27 protein-coding genes are annotated in these 26,666 nt (G+C 66.5%); 11 read left to right on the top strand and 16 right to left on the bottom strand.

Annotated features, from left to right (window positions below; all coding sequences use genetic code 11):
* Positions 1-88 precede the first annotated feature (88 nt).
* Together E3T43_RS03945 and E3T43_RS03940 are read left to right on the top strand one after the other, a co-directional pair.
* Entirely contained in the window at positions 89-1,045 is a 957-nt protein-coding gene (locus E3T43_RS03945; protein ID WP_134471414.1) for a nucleoside hydrolase, read from the top strand.
* Between the two features lie 161 nt (positions 1,046-1,206).
* Positions 1,207-2,175: an SDR family oxidoreductase gene (locus E3T43_RS03940; protein ID WP_134471413.1), complete on the top strand. Its 969-nt coding sequence runs from the start codon at positions 1,207-1,209 to the stop codon at positions 2,173-2,175.
* 1 nt (position 2,176) lies between these two features.
* On the opposite strand, the gene E3T43_RS03935 is transcribed toward E3T43_RS03940, so the two are convergent.
* Complete coding sequence (locus E3T43_RS03935; protein ID WP_134471412.1) at positions 2,177-3,016, bottom strand: alpha/beta fold hydrolase; 840 nt, start codon at positions 3,014-3,016, stop codon at positions 2,177-2,179.
* 3 nt (positions 3,017-3,019) lie between these two features.
* The gene (locus E3T43_RS03930) at positions 3,020-3,241 is read right to left on the bottom strand and encodes a hypothetical protein (RefSeq protein ID WP_134470039.1); all 222 of its coding nucleotides are present in this window, start codon (positions 3,239-3,241) and stop codon (positions 3,020-3,022) included.
* Positions 3,242-3,478: 237 nt separating this feature from the next.
* Here E3T43_RS03930 and E3T43_RS03925 point away from each other — a divergent pair, with 237 nt between their 5' ends.
* From E3T43_RS03925 to E3T43_RS03915, 3 genes are read left to right on the top strand one after another with little or no spacing between them, the layout of a single operon-like run.
* A complete protein-coding gene (locus E3T43_RS03925; protein ID WP_166791228.1) occupies positions 3,479-4,288 on the top strand; it encodes a DUF4349 domain-containing protein in 810 nt (269 codons plus the stop codon).
* A gap of 37 nt (positions 4,289-4,325) precedes the next feature.
* Positions 4,326-5,531 (top strand): acyl-CoA dehydrogenase family protein, encoded by a 1,206-nt coding sequence (locus E3T43_RS03920; RefSeq protein ID WP_174844317.1) that lies wholly within the window; start codon positions 4,326-4,328, stop codon positions 5,529-5,531.
* Positions 5,528-6,874 carry a threonine/serine exporter ThrE family protein gene (locus E3T43_RS03915; RefSeq protein WP_092452356.1) on the top strand — a complete coding sequence of 449 codons (1,347 nt, stop codon included), beginning with the start codon at positions 5,528-5,530 and terminating at the stop codon, positions 6,872-6,874. Before E3T43_RS03920 ends, E3T43_RS03915 begins: the two co-directional genes overlap by 4 nt.
* 38 nt (positions 6,875-6,912) lie before the next feature.
* Here E3T43_RS03915 and E3T43_RS03910 read toward each other — a convergent pair whose 3' ends face one another.
* Positions 6,913-7,155 (bottom strand): hypothetical protein, encoded by a 243-nt coding sequence (locus E3T43_RS03910; RefSeq protein WP_092452359.1) that lies wholly within the window; start codon positions 7,153-7,155, stop codon positions 6,913-6,915.
* A 189-nt stretch (positions 7,156-7,344) separates the two neighbouring features.
* On the opposite strand from E3T43_RS03910, the gene E3T43_RS19470 reads away from it, so the two are divergent.
* The 4 genes from E3T43_RS19470 to E3T43_RS03895 all read left to right on the top strand — a co-directional run bounded on the left by E3T43_RS19470 (position 7,345) and on the right by E3T43_RS03895 (position 10,996).
* The gene (locus E3T43_RS19470; protein ID WP_255408738.1) at positions 7,345-7,467 is read left to right on the top strand and encodes a hypothetical protein; all 123 of its coding nucleotides are present in this window, start codon (positions 7,345-7,347) and stop codon (positions 7,465-7,467) included.
* Positions 7,468-7,620: 153 nt separating this feature from the next.
* On the top strand, positions 7,621-8,490 hold the full coding sequence (locus E3T43_RS03905; RefSeq protein ID WP_134471411.1) for a metal-dependent hydrolase: 870 nt from the start codon (positions 7,621-7,623) through the stop codon (positions 8,488-8,490).
* A 136-nt stretch (positions 8,491-8,626) separates the two neighbouring features.
* Positions 8,627-9,850 carry an acyl-CoA dehydrogenase family protein gene (locus E3T43_RS03900; protein ID WP_134471410.1) on the top strand — a complete coding sequence of 408 codons (1,224 nt, stop codon included), beginning with the start codon at positions 8,627-8,629 and terminating at the stop codon, positions 9,848-9,850.
* 321 nt (positions 9,851-10,171) lie between these two features.
* Positions 10,172-10,996, top strand: coding sequence for a hypothetical protein (locus E3T43_RS03895; protein WP_134471409.1), 825 nt, complete (start codon positions 10,172-10,174; stop codon positions 10,994-10,996).
* Between the two features lie 167 nt (positions 10,997-11,163).
* Here E3T43_RS03895 and E3T43_RS03890 read toward each other — a convergent pair whose 3' ends face one another.
* The 9 genes from E3T43_RS03890 to E3T43_RS03850 form a co-directional block, all read right to left on the bottom strand.
* Positions 11,164-12,387 (bottom strand): acetyl-CoA C-acetyltransferase, encoded by a 1,224-nt coding sequence (locus E3T43_RS03890; RefSeq protein WP_134471408.1) that lies wholly within the window; start codon positions 12,385-12,387, stop codon positions 11,164-11,166.
* Positions 12,388-12,448: 61 nt separating this feature from the next.
* Positions 12,449-13,123 carry a 3-oxoacid CoA-transferase subunit B gene (locus tag E3T43_RS03885; RefSeq protein ID WP_134471407.1) on the bottom strand — a complete coding sequence of 225 codons (675 nt, stop codon included), beginning with the start codon at positions 13,121-13,123 and terminating at the stop codon, positions 12,449-12,451.
* On the bottom strand, positions 13,123-13,917 hold the full coding sequence (locus tag E3T43_RS03880; protein ID WP_092451006.1) for a CoA transferase subunit A: 795 nt from the start codon (positions 13,915-13,917) through the stop codon (positions 13,123-13,125). The genes E3T43_RS03885 and E3T43_RS03880 overlap by 1 nt, the downstream gene beginning before the upstream one ends.
* A 14-nt stretch (positions 13,918-13,931) precedes the next feature.
* The gene (locus tag E3T43_RS19655; protein ID WP_134471406.1) at positions 13,932-15,239 is read right to left on the bottom strand and encodes an alpha/beta fold hydrolase; all 1,308 of its coding nucleotides are present in this window, start codon (positions 15,237-15,239) and stop codon (positions 13,932-13,934) included.
* The gene (locus E3T43_RS03870; RefSeq protein WP_134471405.1) at positions 15,236-16,738 is read right to left on the bottom strand and encodes a lyase family protein; all 1,503 of its coding nucleotides are present in this window, start codon (positions 16,736-16,738) and stop codon (positions 15,236-15,238) included. The genes E3T43_RS19655 and E3T43_RS03870 overlap by 4 nt, the downstream gene beginning before the upstream one ends.
* A complete protein-coding gene (gene pcaG / locus E3T43_RS03865; RefSeq protein WP_134471404.1) occupies positions 16,731-17,345 on the bottom strand; it encodes a protocatechuate 3,4-dioxygenase subunit alpha in 615 nt (204 codons plus the stop codon). Before pcaG ends, E3T43_RS03870 begins: the two co-directional genes overlap by 8 nt.
* Complete coding sequence (gene pcaH / locus E3T43_RS03860) at positions 17,338-18,138, bottom strand: protocatechuate 3,4-dioxygenase subunit beta (RefSeq protein WP_134471403.1); 801 nt, start codon at positions 18,136-18,138, stop codon at positions 17,338-17,340. The genes pcaG and pcaH overlap by 8 nt, the downstream gene beginning before the upstream one ends.
* A gap of 30 nt (positions 18,139-18,168) precedes the next feature.
* Entirely contained in the window at positions 18,169-19,350 is a 1,182-nt protein-coding gene (locus E3T43_RS03855) for a 4-hydroxybenzoate 3-monooxygenase (protein WP_134471402.1), read from the bottom strand.
* Positions 19,351-19,445: 95 nt separating this feature from the next.
* Positions 19,446-20,264: an IclR family transcriptional regulator gene (locus tag E3T43_RS03850; protein WP_134471401.1), complete on the bottom strand. Its 819-nt coding sequence runs from the start codon at positions 20,262-20,264 to the stop codon at positions 19,446-19,448.
* A 163-nt stretch (positions 20,265-20,427) separates the two neighbouring features.
* Here E3T43_RS03850 and pabB point away from each other — a divergent pair, with 163 nt between their 5' ends.
* The gene (pabB, locus tag E3T43_RS03845) at positions 20,428-21,864 is read left to right on the top strand and encodes an aminodeoxychorismate synthase component I (protein ID WP_166791227.1); all 1,437 of its coding nucleotides are present in this window, start codon (positions 20,428-20,430) and stop codon (positions 21,862-21,864) included.
* Between the two features lie 36 nt (positions 21,865-21,900).
* Positions 21,901-22,545, top strand: a complete 645-nt coding sequence (locus tag E3T43_RS03840; protein WP_370449865.1) for a helix-turn-helix transcriptional regulator — start codon at positions 21,901-21,903, stop codon at positions 22,543-22,545.
* A 20-nt stretch (positions 22,546-22,565) separates the two neighbouring features.
* Here the strand turns inward: E3T43_RS03840 and E3T43_RS03835 are convergent, their stop codons facing one another.
* The 4 genes from E3T43_RS03835 to E3T43_RS03820 are packed head-to-tail and all read right to left on the bottom strand — an operon-like array spanning position 22,566 to position 26,665.
* Positions 22,566-24,104 carry a long-chain fatty acid--CoA ligase gene (locus E3T43_RS03835; protein ID WP_134471399.1) on the bottom strand — a complete coding sequence of 513 codons (1,539 nt, stop codon included), beginning with the start codon at positions 24,102-24,104 and terminating at the stop codon, positions 22,566-22,568.
* 51 nt (positions 24,105-24,155) lie between these two features.
* Positions 24,156-24,611 carry a MaoC family dehydratase gene (locus E3T43_RS03830; protein WP_134471398.1) on the bottom strand — a complete coding sequence of 152 codons (456 nt, stop codon included), beginning with the start codon at positions 24,609-24,611 and terminating at the stop codon, positions 24,156-24,158.
* A 21-nt stretch (positions 24,612-24,632) separates the two neighbouring features.
* The gene (locus E3T43_RS03825; protein WP_134471397.1) at positions 24,633-25,784 is read right to left on the bottom strand and encodes an acyl-CoA dehydrogenase family protein; all 1,152 of its coding nucleotides are present in this window, start codon (positions 25,782-25,784) and stop codon (positions 24,633-24,635) included.
* Positions 25,781-26,665: an amidohydrolase family protein gene (locus E3T43_RS03820; RefSeq protein WP_134471396.1), complete on the bottom strand. Its 885-nt coding sequence runs from the start codon at positions 26,663-26,665 to the stop codon at positions 25,781-25,783. Before E3T43_RS03820 ends, E3T43_RS03825 begins: the two co-directional genes overlap by 4 nt.
* Between the last annotated feature and the right edge of the window lies 1 nt (position 26,666).

Here is a 26,666-nt window from a genome sequence, read left to right as displayed (position 1 = left end):
GAAGCAAGCCCTCAGCCAGCTCGTGATGATTTACCCCGACCGAATCAACCCCCACCTCTAACCAATTCCCAACACTTACACAAAAGATTTGACAGGCTCCACCAAAATCATCCTCGACTGCGACCCCGGCCACGACGATGCGATCGCGCTGCTGCTCGCACACGGCAATCCGAACATCGAACTTGTCGCCGTGACCACGGTGATGGGCAACCAGACCCTCGCCAAGGTCACTCGCAACGCCCTGTCCGTCGCCCGGGTCGCCGGCATCACCGGGGTCCCGTTTGCTGCCGGCTGCCCGCGGCCCCTGGTGCGGAAGATCGAGACGGCGCCGACGATTCACGGCGAATCCGGCCTCGACGGCCCGGTGCTGCCCGAACCGACCCTCGAGCTCGACGCCCGGCACGCCGTCGACCTCATCATCGACACGATCATGGCGCACGAGCCCGGGGAAATCACCCTCGTGCCGACCGGGGCGCTGACCAACATCGCCCTCGCCGCCCGCAAAGAGCCGCGCATCGTCGAGCGGGTCAAGCAGGTCGTGCTCATGGGTGGCGGCTACCACGTGGGCAACTGGTCGGCCACAGCCGAGTTCAACATCGTCATCGACCCCGAAGCTGCCCACATCGTGTTCAACGAAACGTGGCCGCTGACCATGATCGGGCTGGACCTCACCCACCAGGCCCTCGCCACCCCCGACATCGTCACCCGCATCGCCGCCGTCGGCACAGCGCCGGCCCGGTTCGTCGGCGAACTGCTCGCCTTCTTCGCGGAAACCTACAAGGATGCCCAGGGTTTCGACTACCCGCCGGTGCACGACCCGTGCGCGGTCGCCTACGTGATCGACCCGAGTGTCATCACCGTGCGCAAGGCCCCGCTCGACGTGGAACTGGCCGGCACCCTCACGCTCGGCATGACCGTGGCCGACTTTCGTGCGCCGGCCCCGGCCGACTGCACCACCCAGGTGGCCGTCGACCTCGACCACGAGAAGTTCTGGGCCCTTATCGTCGACGCCCTCGAGCGCATCGGCGACCCGCCCCAAAGTTAGGCGGCCGGGAACGGATGCCCCCTCGTCGCTTGCCGAGATGCACCTGCCCCGGAATGCTGCGCGAGGGCGGCCACCCGTGAATCTGCCCGGGCTCGCGACCGACGCGTGACTTTCCCCGCACGAACGGGTTGGCTGAATTACCACCACTACTCGGGAGCACCATGACCAAGACCGCGCCGGCCACCACGAGCAAACCCCTTCCCGACATCCAGGTTCCCGACCTGCACGGCCAGCTGGCCGTCGTCACGGGCGCTAACAGCGGCCTCGGCTTCGGCCTGACCGGCCGCCTCGCCCGGGCCGGCGCCGAGGTCATTCTCGCCGTGCGCAACGAGGAGAAGGGCGCCGCGGCCGTCAAGCTCCTGAACGAGCAGGCCCCGGAGGCGAGCGTCAGCATCCGTCATCTCGATCTGGCGTCGCTCTCGAGTATCGCCGGATTCGGTGAGGAGCTCAGGAACGAGGGCCGCCCGATCGATATTCTGCTCAACAACGCTGGCCTCATGATGCCGCCGGTGCGCGACGAAACCGAAGACGGCTTCGAGCTGCAGTTCGGCACCAACCACCTCGGACACTTTGCGCTCACCGCGCATCTGCTTCCGCTGCTGCGGGCGGCCGGCACCAGCAGGGTCGTGAGCCTGTCGAGCCTCATCGCCCGCAGCGGCCGCCTCGACTTCACCGACCTGCAGGGTCTGCGTTACCGCGCGCACCGCGCCTACGGACTCTCCAAACTGGCCACGCTCATGTTCGCGCGCGAGCTCAACCGGCGCAGCGTCGTCGGGAGCTGGGGCGTGCGCAGCGTCGCCGCGCACCCGGGCGCAACAATCACGAACCTGCAGATCTCCGGCCCCACCCATAACGGGGCCTCGGCCCGCATCTTTCTCGCCGCCAACGAAGCCTCACACCGCATCGGCTGGATGTGGCAGCAGGTCGACCAAGGCGTTCTTCCCGCCCTGTACGCGGCGACGAATCCCGCGGCGGCCGGCGGCGGTTACTACGGCCCTGGCGGGTTCGGCGAACTCACCGGCGCACCGGCTCCCGCCAGGCTGCCCAAACGTTCCCTCGATGAAGCGGATGCCCGCCGCCTCTGGTCGGTCTCGGAGGAACTCACCGGGGTGACCTACCCGGCTGTCTAGCTCAGCTGTCGATCACGTTCACCAGCACCCGGGCCAGGCGCCGGCGGATGATGTGGTCGTTGGCCTCGACCCGGTGCATGGTGACGTGGCGCATCCGCTCAATGATGGTCATGCTGCCCTGCGCGATGAACGCGTCCAACGCGCCGTAGATCACGTCGACCGGCACCTCGAGGCTCGCGATATCGCTCACCACGGTCTGCGATTCGATGCAGTGCTCCATCGACTTGATGAACGGCGTCCAGGTTTTCTCGGTCAGTTCAAAGATGCCCTTGGGGAGCAGCCGCGTGATAATGGACGCGTTGGCGAGTGTGAAATCCTTGTTGGCGCGCAGAAAATCGTAGGCCCGCAGGTAGGCGCTGACTCGCGCTTTGACTCGTGGGTCGCCGATATCGCTCGGTGACACATAGACCGGCGGCCCGACCAACACCACGCGCGACACCGTGCCGCTGCCGGTCAGCCTCCGCCAGACGCTCGCCCCCGGGCCCTGCCGCTGCATCGCGGCGTAGCGGGTGCTGATCAGGCTGCCGAGGGAGTGGCCGACCAGCACGAACGGCTCGCGCAGTTTCAATGAGCGGATGGTCGCGGCCAGGGCCCCGACATGATCCTCCAGCCGGTACTCGCAGCCGTCGGGTGCCGGCGACTGCCCGAAGCCCAGAATGTCCACCGCGATCACCCGATGATTCGGGGTGAGCCGCGGGATCACCTCGTAGAAGGTGATCGAGGACGACGCGATGCCGTGCACGAGAATGACGACAGGGCCGGTACCGGCATCCGTTGCCACGTGCAACAGCGGTGGGCGGGACCGACGCGCTCGGCGCGTCCGCTCCGCCCACCAGGTCATGTGCTAATTATCGTCGCGCAGCGTGGCCTTGAAGTCGTTCTTGGCCTCGGTGGCGTTGCGCTCGGCCTCGGCGTGCTTGACTTCGCCCTCGGCCTTCTTCACCTTGACGTCAGCCTTGGCCTCGTCGACCCGGTCTTCGACGCGGTCCTTGGCGTCATCAACCGCCCGGCCGATCTTTTTGCCCGTGGCATCGAGTGCATCCTTGGCATCGTCTACGAATCCCATGTTGTCCTCCTGATCGTGTGTGCAGTTGGGTTGAATGTGCAGTCGGGCTGCTCGCCGACTCCCTGACCTTACTTCGGGGGTAGGCGCCGAGTCCCAATTGTGATCCGACTCCCAGACTGCCCCCAGACAGCGCCCCCACCCCGCTCGGTACGGTGAGTCATGAGACGAACCTGGGGAGTGATCGCGGTCCTGCTGACCGCCGGTTTGTTGGCGGGATGCACGGCGAATAGTGGTTCGGTGAGCACGGACTCGTCTGGGAGCACGGGCTCGGCGGACGGCGGCATCGGCGAGGTCGCGCCGGAACAGGACTTTTCGGTCGACAAAGCCCCCGACGGCAGCGTCGTCACCGGCACTACGGGCGACGTGAACACGTCCAACCGGGACGTCATCACCACCGGGTCCATGTCGATCACGGCCACTGATCCGGTCGCGGCGAGCGAATCCGCCGTCACGATCACCGAACAGGCCGGCGGACGCGTCGACAGCCGCAGCGAAAACCCGGGCACCGACGTCCAGCCAGCGAGCGCCACCCTCACCCTGCGTATTCCGTCCGACGAACTCGACCGTACCCTGGCCGAGCTCAAGAAACTCGGCCGGCTCAACTTCGTCTCGCTCAACGCCCAGGACGTGACACAGCAGAGCCAGGACCTCGACGCCCGCATCACGGCTCTGACCACCTCGGTTGACCGGTTGTTGGCACTGATGGCCTCGGCGACGAGCACGACCGACCTGATCAGCATCGAAGGCGCTTTGTCGAGTCGGCAGGGTGAGCTCGAAAGCCTGCAGTCCCAGCGCGACTTTCTCGCAGATCAGATCGATTACTCGACCGTGCAGCTCGAATTGGTTTCGGAAGGCACCGTGGCCGCCGGCGGCCCCGACAATTTCTGGACCGGCATTATCGCCGGTTGGACCGCCCTCGTCGCCGCCGCCGGCGGCCTGCTGATCGGCCTCGGAGTTGCTCTGCCCTGGCTGGTCGTACTGGCGATTTTCGGGGCAATCGCGCTCGTGATCGTGCGGGTGTTGGCGCGACGGCGTAAGGCTGCATAGGCTTGTCCCTGTGACCGAGTTTCTCCCTGCTTTAACCCTGCCCGAAACCTCTCCGGCAGCGCCCGTTTTTGTTCCCCCGACCGAGCCGGTGCTGTCTGATCAGCTGCTGGCCGGCATCCGCTCACGGGCAGCCGGGTATGACCGGGCCAACGCCTTCTTCACCGAAGATCTCGAGGTGCTCGTCGCTGCCGGCTACCTGCGCGCCCTCGTGCCGGTGCAGTTCGGCGGACTCGGCCGCACCCTGCAACACACCGTGCGCGAGCAGACCCGGCTCGCCGCGCACGCCCCGGCCACCGCCCTCGCCGTGAATATGCACCTGGTTTGGACCGGTGTCGCCGCCAGCCTGAACGCGCAGGGCGACCACTCGCTCGACTTCGTGCTCGAAGAGGCCATGCGAGGCGAAATCTTCGCCTTTGGCGTGAGCGAACCCGGCAACGACCTGGTGCTGTTCGGCTCGCAAACGGATGCCCTCCCCCAGCAAGATGGCGGCTACCGGTTCACCGGCACCAAGGTGTTCACCTCACTCTCGCCCGCCTGGACCCGGCTCGGCACCCTCGGCCTGGATTCCTCCGCCCCGGCTGACCCCGCGATCGTCTGGGCGTTTCTCGATCGAGCGGATGCCGGCATCCGCTCGAAAGATGACTGGGACACCCTCGGCATGCGCGCCAGCCAGAGCCAGAGCACCGTGCTCGATGGCGCTCTCGCCCGCCCGGACCGGGTCGTGCGCCGCCTGCCGATCGGCCCGAACGGCGACCCGCTCGTCGCCGGCATCTTCGCCAACTTTGAAATTCTGCTCAGCGCCGTGTACACCGGAATCGGCCAGCGCGCGCTCGAACTCGCCGCCCTGGGCGCTAACCGTCGCACCTCGCTGAAAAACGAGGGGCGCACGCACGCGCAGGATCCGGTCGCGCGGTGGCGGATCGGGGACCTCGTCATTGCGATGGACGGCATCTATCCGCAGATCGACGCCCTCGCCCGGGCGGTCGACGAGCGTTTATTCGCGGTCGGACCGGCCTGGTTTGCGCAGCTCTCCGGGCTCAAATACCGGGCCACCCAGAACGCCAAGTTCGTCGTCGACACCGCCGTGCAGGTTGCCGGCGGCTCCGCCTACGCCGCGTCCTCCGAACTGGCCCGGCTCTACCGCGACGTGCTCGCGGGTTTCTTCCACCCCTCCGACGCGGACTCCGCGCACGCGACCGCCGCAGCATCCGTTCTCGGACCCCTCGATTTGCCTGCCTCATGAGTTTCAGCAAGACCACCGCCATCACACTCGACCACTCCGGTTACACCCGGGCCGTGCTCGACCTCACCATGCGCCTCGCCGAAGTCATCTTCACCGCCGGCGCCGGCGCCGAAGACGCCACCGCCGCGATGATCGCGCTCACCAGGGCCTACGGGCTCAAGGGCACCGACGCGAATATCACCCACACGACCATCACGCTGACCCAGGAAGACCCGTCGACGCACGAGTCGATCATCCGCAGCCGCAACGTGAAGTACCGCACGCTGGACTATTCCAAGCTCACCGCCACCTCGGAGCTGATCGCGGACATTATCGAGAAGCCGATCGAAGTCGCCGAGGCGCGCAAGATCCTCGCGACCATCGTCAGCTCGAAGCCGCAGGTTCCCAAACAGTGGCGCCGCATCGGCTGGAGCCTGGTCGGTGCGGGCGCTGCCGTGCTGATCGGCGGTGGACCGACGGTGATCATCGCCGCCTTTATCGCCACCTGGATCATCGACTGGATCACGTCGGTGCTCGACCACCGCCAGGTTCCGCTGTTCTACCAGACGGTCGTCGGCGGGGCGATCGGCCCCCTCGTCGCCACGGTCGTGCGGGTGATCGACCCCACGGCCAACCCCTCGCTCGTCGTCGTCGCCACCATCATCATGCTTCTCGCCGGTGTCACCACATTCGGTGCCGTGCATGACACGCTCTCGGGGTTTTACCTGACCGGCACCGCCCGACTGGTGGAGGCCCTGCTGATCACGGCTGGCCTGGTCACCGGGGTGTCGGGATCCGCCCTGTTTTTGGCCCGGTTCGGGCTGCTGCTCGAGATCGACTCGAATCCGATCGTGACCATCGGCGTGCTGCCGGTACTGCTCGTAGCCGCCATCGTCATCGTCATCGGGTTTGCGCTGGCCGTGCAGGTACCGTGGCGGGCGGTCTGGGTGGTCTGCGTGCTCGGCGCTCTCGCCGAGTTTCTGTTCGTGGCCGCGCTGGCCGGCGGATTCGGACTGGTCGGGGCCTCGGCGGCAAGCGCCCTCGGCGTCGGCCTGCTGGCGGCGGTCGCGGCGCGCATCGTGCGCACCCCTCCACTCGTCATTATGGTGACGGCGCTCGTGCCGCTCGTGCCCGGCCTCACCCTGTTTCGCGGGTTGCTCCAGCTCTCCGAGGGCGATATCAACGGGCTGCTCGCATTGCTCACCGCTGCCGGCATCGCGATGGCCCTCGCGGCCGGCGCGCTGCTGTCGCAGTATGTCGTGCAGATCGTCTGGGGCCCGGCGCGCAGGCTGCAGCGCCGCTTCGTCGGACCGCTCATGGCCCTGCCGGTGCGACTCGGCCGCGACGCAACCAAGCGCATTTAGCGCGCGCTGCAGCATCCGCTGTCAAACGGATGCCTGCGTCAGTTGGGAACGTCCGCCTCGCCGGCGTCGACGGCGTCTTCCTCGACGAAACGATACGGGATGGGCTCGTCGGTCTCACGGCCGCGCTTATAAGTGCGGGTGATCGTTTCGGTGTCCTCGACCGCTTCGAGCACCAGGACGTCCTGATACTCACCGTCGATGTATTCCAATTCGACCTCGGTTCCGGCGGCAATCGGGTTGGGTCCAAACAGAACTGCCCGGTAGGTGGCGCTGTGGCTCATGACATGACCTTTCGACGGAGAGCGGGTTCGTTGCAGCGACAGCATACGACAGACCGGCAGCCGTGCACAGGGCTCCGACCGGGTCTGGCGATTTGCGGTAGCGCGGTCGGCTGCGGAGATGACGGATGCCGCAAACCCGCGTATTCTCGAGGAGACGGAGCCCCACGGCTCGGCGCGAAGGAGTACACAATGGCTGACAAATCACCGAAAAAGGACGCAACCAAGAAGGTTGCCGACAAGTCCCTCAAGGAAAAGAGGGCCGACAAGAAGGCGAAGTCTGAAGAGACCGCTTCTCGGGCCCGCAAGAGCTAGATTCTGCATCTTCTCGGTGCTGTGGGTTCTCCGCCCCTGGTACCACGCGCTGCATCTGGCGCAGTATTAGCAAGCACGGGTGCCGCCACGATCGTGGCGGCACCTTTCTTTCGTCGGCGTGACCGACAACATCCGCTTGTGAAAGGACCAGCCATGACCCTGCCCACCGAAGACACCCGCGTGCTCTACCCGAGCAGCGCCGTCGACGCGCAGGCGACCGTGCTGCACTCCGAGCGGTTGGCGGACGGACGCTCAGCCGTACTGCTCGATGCGACCTGCGTGCATCCGGTCGATGCCGGCTGGCCCGACCAGGGACCCGACCAGGCCTTGCTGCATCACGGTGCTGCGTTCTGGCCGGTCGAGGACTGCATTGTTGGAGCCACCGACGGGTCCGAGCTGTATATCGGTGCGGATATTCCAGTGGCCAAGGGCACCCCGGGCTGGGCCTTCGTCGTGGTGCACGTCGTCGACGCGGCCGGGCTTTCAGCCGGCGACACCGTCACGGTCGAGGTTGACGAGGGCCTGCGCGACGCCACGAGCGCCGGCCACACCGCGTGCCATTTGGCCTCCCTCGCCCTGAACGACGCTCTCGCCGACCGGTGGAAAAAAGAGGTACGCGCCGACGCGCTCGGCCACCCCGACTTCGACGGGCTCGCCATCGACGAATCATTGATCGGTCAGAACGCTTCGGTCGACACCTACCGGCTCGGCAAATCGCTGCGCAAGAAGGGCTTCTCGGTCGATGGCTTCGCCGAGTCGCTCGCGGCGATGGAAGCGACCATCAACGCGACCCTGCTCGTGTGGACCATGACGGATGCCGCGGTACGCATCGACCAGGGCGGCGACCGGTTGACGGACCGCCGCTACTGGGTGTGCGAACTGCCCGGCGCGACCGTGCGCATCCCCTGCGGCGGCACCCATGTCGCATCGCTCGGCACACTCGGCGTCGTGACCGTGACGCTCGGCCTGCACGACCTGGACGGCACCGACGTGCTCACCATGAACACCTCCGCCACGCGCTAGTTTTCGCGCATCCGGGGCAATTTGCGAGCATAATCGGGACATCCATTAGGCACATTGCACGGTTAATCTGCGAGAGATTGCGCATTTCCGCTCCCAGGCGCAGAATTCAGGGGTACCCGGTCAGAGAGGACCAGCCATGAGCACCGTCGTTGAGAGTCCGAAGATCGGCGATACCGAAGTGGATGCGCCCAGCCCCGAGTTTTACACCGGTCCCACCACCGATTTCTTCTCCTACCAGGACTTCCTCACCGTGGACGAGCAGAATCTGGTAGCCACAGCCCGCGCGGTGTTCGAACGCGAGATTCGACCCGTCGTCGCCGAGCACTGGAACAACGAGACGTTCCCGTTCGAAATCATCCCCGCCCTGACCGCCCTGAACCTCGTCGACCTGTGTGCGCGCGGCGACAATTTCTTACTCCACGGGTTCATGACCGTCGAGCTTGCCCGCGTCGATGCGTCCATTTCGACCTTTGTCGGCGTGCACAGCGGCCTGTTCGCAGCGGCGATCGCCCAGCTCGGCACCGATGACCAGCGAGACCGATTCCTGGCCGACGCCATTTCCCTGCGCAAGATCGGCGCGTTCGCGCTCACCGAACCGGACCACGGCTCCGATGTCTCACGCAATATGGAGACAACCGCCACCCGCATCGGCGACTCCTGGACACTGAACGGCGTCAAACGCTGGATCGGCAGCGGAACCTTCGCGGCCAATGTGCTGGTCTGGGCGCGCGACACCGACGACGACCAGATCAAGGGCTTCATCGTCGACGCGACCCTGGCCGGGTTCACCGCGGAGAAAATCGAGAACAAGATCGCCCTGCGCATCGTGCAGAACGCCACGATCACCCTGCGGAACGTCGTGGTCGCCGAACGCGACCGACTGCCCGGTGCCACGAGCTTTCGCGATACCAACCGGCTGCTCACCAATTCGCGGGTCTGGGTCGGCTGGCAGTCCGTGGGCCTGCAATTCGCCGCCTACGACTATGCGCTGGGCTACGCCCTCGAGCGCCGGCAGTTCGGCAAGCCGATCGCGTCGTTCCAGCTCGTGCAGGAGAAGCTGGTGCGCATTCTCGAGAATGCGACCACGTCGCTCGGCCTGATGGTGCGCATCGCCCAGCTGCAGCAGGCCGGAACGCTGCGGCCGGAGCACGCCGCGATGGCCAAGGCCTCCGCCAGCGCGCGCATGCGCGAATCCGTGGCACTGGGTCGTTCGGTGTTCGGCGGCAACGGCATCTCCACCTCCTGGGGCATAGCCCGCGTCTTCGCCGACGCCGAAGCCCTCTACACCTACGAGGGCAGCTACGAGGTCAACACCCTCGTCGTCGGCCGCGCGATCACCGGCATCTCCGCGTTCGAGTAGCTGCTGGTTCGTCAGGCGGATGCCCGCGGCCGCCTCACGAGGCCGCCCCAGGCATCCGCTCACCGAGGCGTGAGTTTCGCGACCCCGGGCGCACCGAGCCGTGAGTTTGGACACGATGTGTTGCCATTTTCGGGCTGAAACTCACGGGTCGATGACCGAAACTCACGGGTCGGCAACGCGCCCGCGTGGCCTGGCAGGCCGCACCTAAAAACCGGGCCGCCACATCCGCTCGCCAGGCTGATCCGGGCCACGGCCGGGCCGATCGTGGTTTGCCTGTGCATAACTAATATGTGCAATCGTGATTGGCGTCATGATCGCTGCATGCCCATCACACCTGAACGTGCAGCCCTGTCGTTTCGTCGTTTGCGGGCGGAGCGCGAGCATCCGGCGTCGACTTTCGACCTCGCCAGAGCATATTCCAAGCGGATGCCCGCCACCCACGTCTTCAGCCACTCGACGGCGGCCGTGATTCACGGGATCTGGTTGCCCAGCCGACTTGAAGGCGACCGCCGACTGCATGTCTCGGTGCCACCGGGGGTGCGGGCACCGCAGGTTGTGGGCATCATCGGGCACGAGGGGGTGGGTGGCACGACGCAGCGGGTGTACGGATTCCCGGTGACCAGTTTGATCCAGACGTGGATCGACCTCGGCCCCCTGCTTCCCCGGGTTGAGCTCGTGGCCGCTGCGGATTTTCTCTGCAGCGGCCGCAATCCGTGGCACACGCCCGACGAGCTTCGCGCGGTCGCTGCGGCCCTGATCGGGAGACGCGGGTGTCGTGCCCTGCGGAAGGCTGCCGCTCTTGCTCGGGCGGCGGTCGACTCTCCGCAGGAGACCAGGACTCGCCTCTTCTTGGTGGATGCGGGTATTCCGGAACCGGTCGTCAACTTCGAGATCCTCGACGCGCGTGGCGTCTTCGTAGCCCGGGTCGATCTGGCGTGGCCGCGCTTCAAAGTCTGCGTCGAATACGAGGGCGACGGACACCGCAGTAACCAGAGGCAATTCCGCGTCGATATCACCCACCGCGAGCGGGTCGAGGATCAGAAATGGCGCATGGTGCGCATCACCGACGACGACCTGAAGACTGGTGGCCAGGAACTTCTGCGCCGGGTGCGGGCCGCCCTGGTCGAACGGGGCGCGCGCTGGTAGGTGGGTCGGGCCATCCGCTCACCGAGCCGTGAGTTTCCGGTTTCGCCGCTCACCGAGCCGTGAGTTTCAGGCCATTTCGAGCGGGTTTTCGCGCCGAAACTCACGGGTCGATGGGTGGAACTCACGGTTCGGCGACGGCAGACCAGGTCTTCGCGAAGCGGATGCGCCTACGCGCGCTCGAAGATGGCCGCGAGTCCCTGCCCACCGCCAATACACATGGTTTCGAGGAGGTAACGACCTTCGGTGCGCTGCAGGTGGCGGGCGGCGGTGGCAAGGATACGAGCGCCGGTGGCGCCGACCGGGTGGCCGAGGGAGATGCCCGAGCCGTTGACGTTGGTGCGGGCCCAGTCTTCCGGGGCGAAGTTCCACTCCCGGCTGACGGCGAGTACCTGCGCGGCGAAGGCCTCGTTGAGTTCGATCAGGTCGATGTCGGCCAGGGTCAGGCCGGCACGCTCCAGCGCGAGCTTCGTCGCCGGCACCGGGCCGAGGCCCATCCGCGACGGCTCGACGCCGGCCCGTGCCCAGGACGCGAGCCGCACCAGAGGGGTCAGGCCGAGCTCGGCCGCCCGCTCCGGGGTGGTCACGATGCACGCGGCGGCTGCATCGTTCTGCCCGCTGGCGTTGCCGGCGGTGACGGTGGCGGCGGCATCCGCTTTGCCCATGATCGGTTTCAGGCCGGCGAGGGCTTCGAGGGTGGTTTCGCGCGGGGTTTCATCGACCGAGACGACGATGGGGCCCTTGCGTCCGGGCACGGTGACCGGCACGATCTCGTCCACGAAGCGGCCGTCGGCGACGGCGGCGAGGGCGCGGCGTTGGGATTCGACGGCGAGCTCGTCTTGTTCGACGCGGTCGAGACTGTAGTCGCGGCGCAGGTTCTCGGCGGTTTCGAGCATGCCGCCGGGCACCGGATAGTGGCGTCCGCCGGCGGTTTCGCGGCCACGGCCGAGGGCGTCGCGCAGCAGCACCCCGGCGGTTCCGGCCAGGCCCCAGCGGGAATCGACCGTGTAGATGGGGGCCTGGCTCATGACGTCCACGCCGCCGGCAATGGCGAGGTCACTGACCCCCGTCTGCACCTGCATCGCAGCGTCGAGGATGGCCTGCAGACCGCTGCCGCAACGACGATCGACCTGCACCCCGCCGACGGTGACGGGCAGGCCGGCGTTGAGGGCGGCGACGCGGGCGACCGGCGCGGCCTCGGCCGTGGGATAGGCCTGGCCGAAGATGACGTCGTCGACGACGGCGCCGTCGAGGCCGGTGCGTTCCATCAGCGCGACAATGACTGCCGCGGCGAGGTCGGCCGGCGCAACGGTTTTGAACGCGCCGCCGAAGCGGCCGATCGGGGTGCGAAGCGGTTCGCAGATGACGATCTGGCGGAGGGTGGTGATGGTCATGCGGCGGCTCCGTTGGTGAGGATGGTGGTACGGGTGGTGAGGACGGTCGCGGCGACGAGCATCATTCGGCAGCGCCGAGCAGCGTCGTGATCGTGGTTGGCGGGGTGGGCACGAGCAGGGTCGCCTCGGTGGCGGCCTGCACCGCCAGGGCGGTCACGCCGGGCGCGACCTCGCGCAACACGAGCCCCTCGGGAGTGACGTCGATCACGGCGAGGTCGGTGATAATGCGGGTGACGACGGCCTTGCCGGTCAAGGGCAGGTCGCAGACCTCTTTGATCTTGAACTCGCCCGTCTTGGTCACGTGTTCCATCACGACGATCACGGTGTCGGCGCCGTGCACCAGGTCCATCGCACCGCCCATACCCTTGATCATCTTGCCGGGCACCGCCCAGTTGGCGATGTCACCGACCACACTGACCTGCATGGCGCCGAGCACGGCCACGTCGATCAGGCCGCCGCGAATCATGCCGAAACTCTGCGCCGAGTCGAAGTACGCGGCGCCGGGATTGACGGTGACGGTTTCCTTTCCGGCGTTGATGAGCTTGGGATCGGCCTCACCCTCCCACGGGTAGGGTCCAACGCCGAGCACCCCGTTTTCGGAGTGCAGCACGACGTGCACCCCCTCGGGCAGAAAGTTCGGAATGAGGGTCGGCAGACCGATGCCCAAATTGACATAGGAATCGGGGGCGAGTTCCTGGGCGGCGCGGGCCGCCATCTCATTACGCGTAAGGGCCATCAGTTCGCTCCAATTTCAGACGAAGGCCGCGGCCGCGTCGTCGTTTTCTCGATCGGCAGGTCGGCGGCGTCCACCGCGCCGAGCTGCACGATGCGGTTCACGTAGATGCCGGCGAGGTGCACCTCGTCGGGGTCGATCTGCCCGGGTTCCACCAGTTCGTCGACCTCGGCGATGGTGATGCGGCCAGCCATGCCGGCGACCGGGTTGAAGTTGCGGGCCGATTTCTCAAACACCAGATTGCCGTGCCGGTCACCCTTCGCGGCCCGCACCAGGGCATAGTCGGTGACGATGGCCTCTTCCAAGACGTATTCCTTCTCACTGCCGAGCGAAGAGAAGCGTCGTGTCTCCTTCGGCGGCGATGACACCGTCACCTCACCATCTGGGCCATAACGCCACGGAAGCCCGCCATCGGCGACCATGGTTCCGACGCCGCTCGCGGTGTAGAACGCGGGAATTCCGGTGCCGCCGGCCCGCAGCCGTTCGGCGAGCGTGCCCTGCGGCGTCAGCTCGACCTCGAGTTCACCGCCGAGGTAACGGCGCGCGAAATCCTTGTTCTCACCGATATACGAGGCGATGACCCTGGCTATGCGACCCTCCCGAAGGAGTTCGCCGAGCCCCCAGCCGTCGACACCGCAGTTGTTCGACGCAACGTGCAGGTTCGTGCTGCCGAGGGCGAGCAGTGCGCGAATCAGAACGATCGGCACGCCGACCAGCCCGAACCCGCCGACAGCAAGCGAGGCACCATCGGGAATGTCGGCGACAGCGGCCGCGGCGGAGGGATAGGTCTTGTCCATGGTGCTTGGGTCCTTTAGCTCGGCCGAATGGCGGTGTCGTCGGGCGTGGTCGCGTCGGTATCGGGTTCGGTGGCAGCCGCATCGAGCCCGGCGAAGGTCTCCCGGGCCACGGTGAACGCGGCATTGGCGGCCGGCACGCCCGCATAGATAGCGGTGTGCAGAATGGCTTCGCTGACCTCGGCGCGGCTCAACCCGTTGGTCAGGGCCGCGCGCACATGCATCGCGAGCTCGCCCTCATGCCCGCCGGTAACGAGCGCGGCGATGGTCAGGAAGCTGCGGGTGCGTCGGTCGAGACCCGGCCGCGTCCACACTTCGCCCCAGGCATAACGCGTGATGAAGTCCTGAAACACCGCGGTTTCGGGGGTGATCGCAGCCGTGGCCGCATCGACGTGCTTATCGCCGAGGACCGCGCGACGCACGAGCATGCCGTCAGCGTAAGCGGATGCCGCGGTGCGGTCCGCCGATAGCGGCTCGGCCGAGTCGCTGGGTCGCCTTGCGGACGAGTCGCCCGCAGAAGCCCCCGCGGCTCCGGCCCGGGCCGAAGCGCCGGCCACCCATTCCCCGAGCAGTGCGCCGACCTCGATCGGCTGCTCGAGCGCCGGCAGGTGCGCGACCCCGGCGATCTCCACGGCCCGGGCGCCGGGAATGCGCGCCGCCAACTCCTGCAACTGCACGGTCGGTGTCACCGTATCGAGTTCGCCCGACACGCACAGGACGGGCGTGCGGATGCCGCTGAGGGCATCCGTTTGGTCGAACACGGCGAGCGCCTCGCAGGCGAGAGCATAGGATTCGTCGTCGATGTCGAGCAGCGCATCGAGCGCGTTTGATCCGGCCTTGGGGTCGCGGCCGAGAAAGTCGGGGGCAAACCAGCGACTGGCGCTGCCAGCGATCAGCGAGGGGGTACCGCTCGCCCGCACGGCGGCGGCCCGCTCGGTCCAGGCCTCGCTCGTGCCGATTTTGGCGCCGGAGCAGAACACCGCGAGGCTGGTCAGGCGGCTGGGGTGGTTCACGGCCAGGGCGAGGCCGATGGCACCGCCGAGGGAGATTCCGGCGTAGTGAAAGCTGTCGACGCCGAGGGAGTCGACCAGGCCGACGACGGCGTCGGCGATCTCCTCGATCGTGAACGCTGCGGTCGCACGAGGGCTGAACCCGTGCCCGGGCAGGTTGAAGCTGAGCACCTGGTGGGTCACGGCGAGCGTCGGCACGACGCCGGCCCAGAGGTCGGCCGTGGTGCCGAGCGAGGGGCCGAGAACGATGAGCGGCGCGTTGGCGTCGCCGGTCGCGGCCGGCTCGATCGTGCACAGGATGACGGGCTGGCTCATGAAATCCTTACGTCTTTGTTGGAGTGGGCTGCGCCGGTGCCTGCTTCGACCATATCGGTTGCGGCAGCCGCCTCGGCACGCCGGTTCACGGCATCCGCTCGCTGCCGGAACGCGCGCACGACGCGGTCGATGCCCGCTGCCGACTGCCCCGCCTGGCCCTCATAGTCGAAGGCCGCCCAGATCTGCGCGCGCAGTTCGTCGGAACAGCCCTCGGCGATGAGGATGCTCGCGAGCACGACCTGCAGTGGCCGGTTGGTGGCAAACGCCTCCTGGGCGGCGCGTTCGACCAGGGCGAACGCGGTGGTCTTGCCGAGGGTCTCGGCCAGAATCGTGGTGACGCGCTCGCTGAACACGAGTCCGTCGGTGAGGTCGAGGTTGGCGCGCATGCGATCCGGGTCGACGTCGAGTCGCGCGGCGAGCGACGCGGCGCCCGTCACGGCCGAGATCGTGAGCCGTTCGAGCACCCGCAGCGACTGCCATTCGGCGTGCCAGGCGCCGCTCGGACGCTGGTCTTCGGCCAGCATGCTGCCATAAAGGGTGGATGCGAGACCCGGCGTTTGCAGCGCCGCCGCCGTGATCAGCACGGCCGACACCGGATTGCGCTTGTGCGGCATGGCGCTGGATCCACCCTGGCCGGGAGCGAGACGTTCACTGACCTCGGCGATTTCGGTGCGGGACAACACCGACAAGTCGAGAGCAAAGGTGCCAGCGACGCCGGCCGCTGCGGCCAGCACGGAGGCGAGTTCAGAGATGACGACCCGGTTGGTGTGCCAGCTGAGGCGCGGCACCACCAGGCCAACGTGGTGGGCGAAGCGGTCAATGACCGCATCGAGCACGTCCGTGTCGACGGCTGCGCTGCGCCGGGCGCGGGCGATTTCGGTGAGTACGGCGAGGTTGCCGACCGCGCCGCCGAGCTGCACCGGCAGGGTGTCGCGAATGCCGTCCAGGCGCCTGACGATGAGGAGCACGGCGTCGAGCCAGCCCGCCACAACGAAGCCGAAGCTCGTCGGTGACGCCTGCTGGCCCAGGGTGCGCCCGGTCATCACGGTGCCCCGGTGGGCTTCGGCGAGGTCGGCGAGGGTCGCGCCGAGGGAATCGAGCTGGTCAATGAGCTCGCGGCTCACCCGGCGGGCCACGATCATTGCGGCCGTGTCCAGGATGTCCTGGCTGGTCGCGCCGACGTGAATGTGGTCGGACGCGCCGGCCCGCACCCGTTCGGCGGCGCGGCCGAGGTGTTTCACGAGCGGAATCACCGGGTTGCCGCCGCCCCTGGCCTCGACGGCGATCGCACCGAGGTCGAGCTCGCTGGCATCCGCGAGCGCGTCGCAGACCACGAGCATCCACTCGGGGGCAAGGTCAGCGTCGACGAGCGCCCGGGTGAGCGCGAGCTCGGCGTCGACCATCGCCTGCAGCCAGGCCTGATCGCTGGTCAGCTCGGATTCCCGAGTGCCGTGGCTGAGCGGATTGAGCAGCCCGGCATCAAAGCTGTGGTCAGGCATCAAAGTCCAAAAAGACGGTCTCGTTCTCACCCTGCACGCGAATATCGAAGCGGTACGACTCGGCTCCCCCGACGATTCCCTCTGAGACGCAGATGAGCGTGTTCCGGCGGTCGACCGGAACCGCGCTGAGCACGGCGTCGGTCGCGTGCAGCGCTGCATCCTCGGCGAAGTAGGCCCGGGTGAACAGGTGGTGGGTCACTCCGCGAGCGAACACCGTCACCAGAATGTAGGGCGCTGCCGCACCGGCCGCACCGGGCTTGAGCGTCGTGAAGGTGTAGCTGCCGGCGATCGTGGTCGCACAGCGTCCGAAGCCGGTGAAGGTGAAACCGTCGCGGTCGAAGCTGCCGAGTTCTCGGCTGAGCGCGCCGCTCTCGTCGGCCTGCCAGATCTCGAGCAGGGCGTCGAGAATCGGCTCACCGGCGCCGTCGGTGACGGTGCCATGAAAGCGGATGGCGCGGGGATGATACCCGGGGACCAGCTCCGGTCCGCCCGCAAAGGGCAGGGCGTAGCCGTAGAACGGGCCGATCGTCTGCGACGGGGTCTGCAGGGCGTGCTTCTGCGGGGTGGTGGTCTGCACGGCGGCAGCTACTTCGGCAAGGTCAGTCATGAGCTTCTTCGCTTTCCATCCAGGTGGATTTCGGTCCGGTGAGCACGATGTCCCAGTTGTAGCCGAGCGAGAACTCGGGCACGCTCAGGCTGTGGTCGTACTGCCCGATCAGGCGGGCGCGGGCGTCGGCATCGGCAATCGACTGGTAGATCGGGTCGAGCGCGAACAACGGGTCGCCCGGAAAATACATCTGGGTGATCAGACGCTGGGTGAACGCGGTGCCGAACAACGAAAAGTGGATGTGCGCAGGGCGCCACGCGTTCACGTGGTTCTTCCACGGGTACGGGCCGGGCTTGATCGTGGTGAAGGAGTACTCGCCGTTGTCACCGGTGATGGCGCGGCCGACTCCGGTGAAGTTGGGGTCGAGCGGTGCCGGGTGCTGGTCGCGCTTGTGCACGTAACGCCCGCCGGCGTTGGCCTGCCAGACTTCGATCAGCTGGTGTCGCACCGGGCGGCCCTCGCCGTCCAGCACCCGGCCGCCAACCGTGATCCGCTCGCCGATCGGCTCACCGGAGTGCTGGATGGTGAGGTCGCTCTCGAGGCTGTTCACATCGGTGTGACCGAAGGCGGGTGAGACCCGTTCGACCTCTTCCGGGTCGACGCGCACGAGTTCGTGGGTGGGGTGGCGCAGCAGGGAGCTGCGGTACGGGGCGTAGTTGCGTCGTGGCTGCAGCTCGGGTGCGCCGCCTCCGGCGACGCGGGCTGCGGCATCCGCTTCGATCGCTTCGATCTCGGCGGTGATGTCGTTCTGGCTGGCCGGGCCGGTGCCGGGGCGAATGGGTGTCTGGCTCATAGTGTCCTCAGGTCTGTCAGTGGTGCGTGGTTAGAGCAGGAGTCCGGTGTACTGCTCGGCGAGCATGCGCTGCGCGAACGGTGAGTGGGTGACGTAGTCAAGCTGCCCGAGTTGGCTGCGGTAGTCGAACGCGCCGGTTTGCAGGTCGCCCGGGCTCGTGTGCAGCATCTCGGTCATCCAGCGGGAGAACTGCTGCACGCGCCACTGCCGCGCCAGCGCGGTGTCGCTGTAACCGGCCAGAAGCGTCTCGTCGTCGGCGTAGAACGCGGTGAGCGCGCTCGCGAGCTGGGTGACGTCGGAGATGGCCGAGTTGAGCCCCTTCGCGCCGGTCGGCGGCACGATGTGTCCCGCATCGCCGACCAGGAACAGGTTTCCGTAGGCCAGGCGTGACGCGACGAAGCTGCGCATCGGGGTGATCGATTTGTCGGTGATCGGGCCTTCGTTCAGGGTCCAGCCGGGGGCGCCGAGCCGGGTGTGCAGCGCCTCCCAGATGCGCTCGTCAGACCAGTTCTTGATGTCGTCGGCCGGGTCGACCTGCAGGTACAGGCGGGAGACGACCGGCGAACGCATCGAGAGCATCGCGAAACCGTCTTCGTGCAGCGCGTAGATCAGCTCGTCCGAGGACGGCGCGACGTCGGCGAGGATACCCAGCCAGGCGTAAGGATAGCTGCGGTCGAACAGGGTGACTTCATCGCTGGGAATCGACGCCCGGCAGATGCCGTGAAAGCCGTCGGCGCCCACGACGAAGTCGGCGTCTATGGTGTGGTGCTCGCCATCGTGCACAAAGGTCACGCTCGGGTTCTTGGTGGTCAGGCCGAGGGCGGCGACGTCGGAGGCTTCGTAGTAGATCGTCGATCCGGCGCCGGTGTGCGCGGTGACGAGGTCTTTGACGACCTGCTGCTGGCCATAGACGGTGACCGTGCGGCCGATCAGCTCGTTGAAGTTCACATTGTGGCGCTGGCCGGCATACTGCAGAAAGATTCCATCGTGCTGCAGACCCTCGGATGCGAGGCGGTCGCCCAGTCCGAGTCGGGTCAGGGTTTCGACTGACCCCTGCTCAAGAACGCCGGCGCGGATGCGGGCGAGCACGTACTCCTGCGAACGATTTTCCACGACGATCGAGTCGATTCCGGCGTCCCGCAGGGCCCAGCTCAGGAGGAGGCCCGCGGGTCCGGCGCCGATGATGGCGACTCGGGTGGATTCGTGCGGCACAGATTCTCCTAGCGACGATGACAGGGGTGTTGGAACCAGTTTGCTGCGCCGATCAGGCTCTCGCTGCACTTCTTCCACTCAGTGGAAGTCTAAGGTCACTGTTGGGCGCGCCGGTAGCCCAACGCTCGGCTGATGCCCTGCGCGGCCAGGCGCACCGCTCGTTCCTGATCGGGGTCTACCGTGTCGGTCGTGCGGGTGACGACAGACACTGCTGCCACCACCTGGCCGGTCCGGTCCCGAACGGGTGCCGCCAGCGAGCTCGAGCCGGCCGTCATCTCCTCGGACATGCGGGCGATACCGGTCAGGCGAATTTCCGCCAGCCGTTTGCGCACGGCCTCCGGATCGGTCACCGTGCGCGGGAGAAAGCGTTGCAAGCTGGCGGCAAGGTAGTGCTGCACGACATCCGTCGGAGCGTAGGCCAGTAGCACCAGCCCCACCCCGGTCGAGTGCAGCGGCAGGCGCGCACCAACCCGGGAGATCAAGCGAACCGCGTGATGACCGGACAGTTTCTCCAGGTACAGCGCGTCACTCCCCTCGAGAATGGCAAGGTGCACGTGTTCCCGCGTCGTCTCATACAGGTCTTCCAGATAGGGCAGAGCAATCGTGCGCAGGTTGCGGGCGGTCGGCGTCTGCACCCCCAGCTCCCACAGCTTCATGCCCAGCGAGTACTGCCCATTTTCATGCTTGCTCAGGCCTCCCCAGCCGACCCACTCGGCGACAAGACGGTGCGTGGTGGACAGCGGCAAGCCGGCGCGCTGGGAGATCGCCGTCAGCGTCAGGGTGAGCGACGTCGCCCCGGCCGGCGCTGCGAACGCGTCGAGAATGGCGAAGAGTCTGGCCGCGACGGAACGATCGTCAACGGGGAGTGCAAGCTCCCCCTCGGGTCGACGAGTCCGCGCGGGTTTTCCTGACATCGATCCCCACGCTACTCGAAACCGGGTCGCAACGAACGGGAGTTGTTCCGTGCGTGCACCACGACACTTTTCCCTCGCCGATATGCTTTACCTAGACCTCCTCGCCCACAAGCGCTCAGCGCAATCTGGTTGCGGTGCACGGTCGCATTTGAAAGGGGGAATCATGACCGGGCCGAATGCACTGCTGAGCCGCCCAGCCGACGCGGTGACCTGTCGCGAGATTGTCCTGGATTTCTGGGCCGACCCCGAACTCGTATTCTTAACGCTCCTGCACGCTGAGGAAACCGCCTTCTGGCTTGACAGCGGGGTCGGAGCCGCGAGCGGGGTGAGCTACCTGGGATTACCGTCCAAATTGGCCCCAATCGTGACGTCATCGGGCCCGGACGACACCATTCTCATCTCGGGAGCGAGCACCAGCGAGGCCTTCGAGGGCTCGATCTTCGACCTGCTCAGGCTGACCACCAGCACGCGAGGAGCCGCCCCGGTGATCGACCCGGCCGACGGCCTGCGGATCGGCTGGGTCGGGTGGCTCGGTTATGAACTCGGGGCCAAAACAGTGGGGTCACCGCGTCACGCATCAGCGCTTCCTTCCGCTGCCTTGATGTGGGCAGACCGCATAATCGCCTTCGACCACCGCACGTCGACCATGTCCCTCCGCGTTCCAGCGGGGTCGCCGCTAGCGGAACACTGGGCTCGGGAGGTTCAGGCGATCCTGCGCTCCCTCGTCGGCAGCACGGTTCCTCCGCTCCCGGAAGCCGGGAAGCCAAGGACGGCCTCACTCCGTCATACCCACGCGGAGTATGTCGATCTGGTCGAGCAGTGCCGGGCCGCCATCTCGGAGGGTGATGCCTACCAAATCTGCCTGACCAATGAGATCACCATCGAGGATTCCCTGGACCCGGTCCAGACCTATCGCCGGTTGCGTCGCCTGAACCCGGCACACCATGGAGCGCTGATTCGCTTCGCGGACTTCGCGTTGTTGAGTTCCTCCCCCGAGCAGTTTCTGGAGGTGTGCCCGGACGGAACGATGACCACCCGACCGATCAAGGGTACGCGTCCCCGAGGCCGAACATCCGAGGAGGATGGCAGGCTCATCAAGGAGTTGGCCGGTCACCACAAAGAGATCGCCGAAAACGTGATGATCGTGGATCTGATGCGCAATGATCTGGGGCGGGTAGCCGAAACCGGCTCGGTGCAGGTCCCCGATTTACTCCGGGTCGAGTCCTACCAAAACGTGCACCAGCTGGTGAGCACCATCTCGGCGAGGATCGACCCGAGCCTGACCTGGGTCGACGCCGTCGAGGCATGTCTGCCAGCCGGCTCCATGACCGGAGCGCCAAAACACAGCGCGATGAGCATCATCGATCGGCTTGAAGGCGGTGCCCGTGGACCCTACGCCGGCGCCTTCGGATACATGGGGGCGGACGGTCGCGTCGACCTGGGCGTGACGATTCGAAGCCTCGTCATCGGACCGACGACGACGACCATCGGCACGGGTGGCGGCATTACCGCCTGGTCGGTAGCGGAGGAAGAGTACGAGGAAACGCTGCTGAAGGCCGCGCCGCTGCTGGCAGCCGCATCCGCGGTAATCATCGCCTGAACGATCCGCCCCGGTGCTGGCGGGCACGAACTATCTATGCTTATGGTTACCGCCGAGATCGAGAAGGGAGCATTTGTGAGTCTTCGACACGCCCTACTGGCGCTTCTCACCGTTGAACCGATGACCGGATACGACCTGTCGAAGGCGTTTCAGTCATCCGTCTCGCACGTCTGGCACGCGCCCGACTCGCAGATCTACCCGGAGCTGCGCCGCATGGAGGCCGCTGGATTGCTCGTCGGCACCGAGGTGCCATGGGGGGCGCGCAGCAAGAAACGCGAGTACCACGTGACGACGGCCGGAATCGAAGCCTTTCGCACCTGGATGAACGAGCCGCTGGTCTATACCCGCGAACGCGACCCGGCGCACCTGAAGGCCGCCTACCTGGAGTGGTCTGAGCCCGAAGCGGCGCGCACCCAACTGCGAGCGCACCGTGCGAACTACAACGAACGCCGCGGCGAATGGCTCGAAAAGGTGCGCGAAATCGACACCGGGACGAGCGCCATGCTGGAGAAGCGACTCGCCCACGCGCCCGCGAGCGAGCACGCCAGCATCCGCGCCTACAAGCGGTACACCTACGAGGGGTTAATCGCCCGGGCCGAGCACGAGATCGAGTGGGCCGAGCGGGGTCTCGCCCTCATCGACGAGCTCAATAAAACGGATGGCGCGGCTCCGACCGACTGACCTGCGAGTGGAGCTTCTGCTCAAGAAACCGCGTGCACCCGACGCAGGTCGGCCTTGCGAATCTTGCCGCTCGCGGTGCGCGGCATCTCGGCGATGATCACGACGCGTTTGGGTATCTTGTAGCGGGCCAGGCGGCCCTGCAGGTGCGTCTGAATATCGTCGGGCTCGAGGGTGAACCCGTCGCGCACGGTCACCACAGCGCAAGGCACCTCGCCCCATTTCTCGTCGGGAACCCCGATCACGGCGACGCTCGAGACCGCTTCGAGCTCGGAGATGACCAACTCGATTTCGGCGGGGTAGATGTTCTCACCGCCGGAGATGATCATGTCTTTCAAGCGGTCGGAGATGAAGAGGTAGCCGTGTTCGTCGGTGTGGCCCATATCGCCGGAGCGAAACCAGACATTGCCGGCGTAGCTGTCGGCGGACGCCTCGGCGCGATTCCAGTACTCACGAATCACGTTCGGGCCGGAGATCTGAATCTCGCCGACCTGCCCGGGTGCCACCTCGCTTCCGGTCTCGTCCACGATGCGCACGTCGGTGAAGAAGTGCGGCAGTCCGGCTGACCCCGCCTTCTCCCGCGATTTGGCGGGAGCAAGACTCGTAGCGCCGGGAGCGGTTTCGGTCATGCCATAGCCGCCGGAGAACGACAGTCCGCGTTTCTCGTAGGCCTCCAGCACCCGCACGGGCACCGCTGACCCGCCGCAGGTGAGTTTCTGCAGTGAGCTGATGTCGGTGGTCTCCCAGTCCGGATGCTCGCACAACAGTTGGTAGGTCGTGGGCACGCCGCTGATGGCGGTGGCGTGGTGCTTCTCGATCAGGTGCAGGGTGCGACCGGGGTCGAATCTGGGCTCGAGCACGACCGACCCGCCCTTGAGCAGCGTGGGCAGCACCCCCATGCCGAGCGACGCGACGTGGAACATGGGCGCGATCATGAGGGCCACGTCGCTGCTGACGAAGTCGTAGTCGACGAGCACGTTGAAGCTGTTCCAGGTCATGTTGCCGTGGGTGAGCAGCGCTCCCTTGGGCTGGCCGGTCGTGCCGGAGGTATACAGAATGAGTGCGGGGTCGTCGAGGGTGACGTTCTCGTCGCGGTGCGTGGCTGGCGCGCTCGCCATCACCTCCTCGAACCCTTCGGCGGCATTGTCGGCGACCGGCGCCGCAGCATCCGCTACCCGAATGCGCTTCACGACCTGCGTGCCCTGCGATCCACGCTCGGCCACGTCGGTCAAGCTTGCCGCATGCACGAGGATGCGGCTGCCCGAATCGATCAGCGCGAAGGCGATCTCGGGCACGGCCAGGCGGGTGTTCAGAGGAACGAAGATGGCGCCGAGCACCCCGCAGGCGAACAGCGTCTCGAGAAACGCCGGATGATTCTCGCCGAGATAGGCGACGCGATCCCCCGAACGGATGCCGCGCGCATCGAACGCGTTCGCCAGCCGATCCACCCGCTCAGCGAATTCGCCGTAGCTGAGGCGATCATCGCCGCTGATCAGAGCCGTCTGGTCGGCCGACTTGATGCGTCGGCGATGGATCCAGGAACCGAGACCTTGGTTATGCATCGTTGCATGTACCTTTCGTGGGGTGGTGGCGTCACCGTCCAGCGGCTGCCGTCAGACGTAAAAGCGGTACAGCCCGTGCGCGACGACGGCCGGCTTGCTGCCGCCCTCGATCTCGATGGTCTGGTCGACGCCGAGCTGCACGCCGCCGGCGATCTCGGTGACCGTCGCGATCGTCGCGCGCATGCGAATCTTCGAACCGACGGTGACGGGCGCCGGGAAGCGCACCTTCTCGAGTCCGTAGTTGACCTTGGTGGTGACATCGGTCACGTCGAGAAGCTCGGTCCAGAAGGGGATGGCAAGCGAAAGGGTGAGAAAACCGTGGGCGACGGTGGTGCCGAACGGGCCGTCCTTGGCTTTCTCCGGGTCGGTGTGCAGCCACTGGTGGTCATCGGTGGCGTCGGCGAAGGTGTTGATCTGAGCCTGATCGACCTCGATGTAATCGGTATAGCCGAGGTCGGTTCCGGCCAGGCCGGGCAGTTCGGCGAAGGTGGTGACGGTCGTGCTCATGATGCTCCTTATATAGGTACGTTAAATGAAAGCGCTGTGCCCGGTGATGGCGCGGCCGACGATGAGGCTGTTGATCTCGTGCGTGCCCTCGTAGGAATACACGGCCTCGGCGTCGGCGTGAAAGCGGGCGACATCGGTGTCGAGAGTGATGCCGTTGCCGCCGACGACCTCGCGGGCCAACGCGACGGTGTGGCGCATCCGCTCGCAACAGAACATCTTGGCCAGCGCCGAATTCTCCTCGGTGAACAGGCCGGCTTCCTGCTGCTGGGTGAGCCGCACCACCAGGCCGAGCGCGGCGGTGACATTTCCGAGCATGGTGGCGAGTTTCTGCTGGGTGAGCGCAAAGGCGGCGATGGGCCTGCCGAACTGCTCACGCGTTGCCACATAGCGCAGGGCGGCCTCGTAGGCTCCGGCTTGTAAGCCGGTGGCGATCCAGGCCACGTCGGAGCGCATCGAGCGCAGCAGGGCGGCCACGTCTTTGAACGAGTTGATCCCCTGCAGCCGGTCGCTGTCGCTGACCTGCACGTTCACCAGGTCGATATCGGCGTTCTGCATGATGCGCAGGCTCGTTTTACGCTCGATCTTGCGCAGGGTGACGCCGGGGGCATCCGTCGGCACCAGAAACGCCTTGATCTGGCCGTCGGCTTCATCGCGGGCGAAGACGGCGAGCACGTCGGCGCTCGCGGCACCGCCGATCCACCGTTTCTGCCCGTTGAGCACCCAGATGCCACCGGTGCGGCGGGCGGTCGTGGCGAGCCCGCCGGCGATGTCGGAGCCGTGCTCGGGTTCGGTCAGTGCGAACGCACCCGTGTAGTCGAAGCTCGCTATTCTGGCGTCGAGCGCGCCGGCCTGTTCCGGGCTGCCGCCCAGGTTCACGGTCGTGCGAAAGAGTCCCGATTGTGCGTTGTAAAACGTAGCGACGGATGCGTCGGTGCGGGCCAGCTCGAAGTTGCGAAAGCCGCCGTAGAGCGCGCTGGTTTGCCGGTTCATCAGGTCGAGCCCGACGAGTTTCGGCACGATCTGAAACGGAAACTCCCCCGCCTCCCAGTGGTCGGCGAGCAGCGGCTGCACGTCGGCGTCGAGCACGGCGCGCAGTTCCTTCAAGACCTCGAGCTCGCTGTCGCTGAGCAGCGTGGAGTAGCCGAACTGGTCACTCGGGTAGAAGGCGGTCATGCTGCCAGTCCCAGCAGGCGTATGGCGTTGTCTTTGAGAATTTTCGGCCGCACGCTGTCTTTGAGGCTCAGGTCGGCGAAGTCTTTCAGCCAGCGGTCCGGGCTGATCAGGGGAAAGTCACTGCCGAACAGCACTTTGTCTTGCAGGAAGGAGTTGGCCTGGCGCACCAGGTTCTCGGGGAAGTACTTCGGTGACCAGCCCGACAGGTCGATGTAGACGTTCTGTTTGTGGGTGGCGACTGCGAGCGCTTCGTCCTGCCACGGCACGCTCGGGTGCGCCATGATGATCGACAGCTCGGGAAAGTCGGCGGCGACGTTGTCGAGCAGCATCGGGTTCGACAAGCCGAGCTTGAGGCCGAACCCGCCGGGCAGGCCCGAGCCGATTCCGGTCTGCCCGGTGTGAAACAGGGCCGGCAGGCCGAGGTCCTGCAACCCGGCCCAGAGCGGGTAGAACTGCTCGTCGCTCGGGTTGAAGTTCTGCACCGTCGGGTGGAATTTGAACCCGCGCACGCCGAAGTCACCGGCCAGACGCTGGGCTTGGGTGAGCGCATCCGCTCCCCGGGTGGGGTCGACCGAGCCGAACGGTATCAGCACGTCGTTGTTGCGGGCGGCGCCGATCGCGATCTCCTCGCTGCTGTTCGGGCGGTGGCCCAGGTTGCGGGAGGCGTCGACGGTGAACACAACGGCGGCCATGCTGCGCTCGCGATACATCGCGGCGATCTCGTCCAGGCCGGGGCGTGGGGCATCCGTTTTGAAATATTTGCTCGCGGCATCGACGAGCGGCTGCGGCAGGGCGTTGTGCCCGTCCTCGCCGACTTCGATGTGCACGTGCGTGTCTAGGGCCGTGAGCGCGTCAACGTTCAGGCCGAGTTCGTAGACCATG

Source organism: Cryobacterium sp. Hh7 (assembly GCF_004403155.1).
GTDB lineage: Bacteria > Actinomycetota > Actinomycetes > Actinomycetales > Microbacteriaceae > Cryobacterium > Cryobacterium levicorallinum.
The sequence above is the reverse complement of the archived record's forward strand: the minus strand, read 5'-3'. Positions and strand labels throughout refer to the sequence as shown.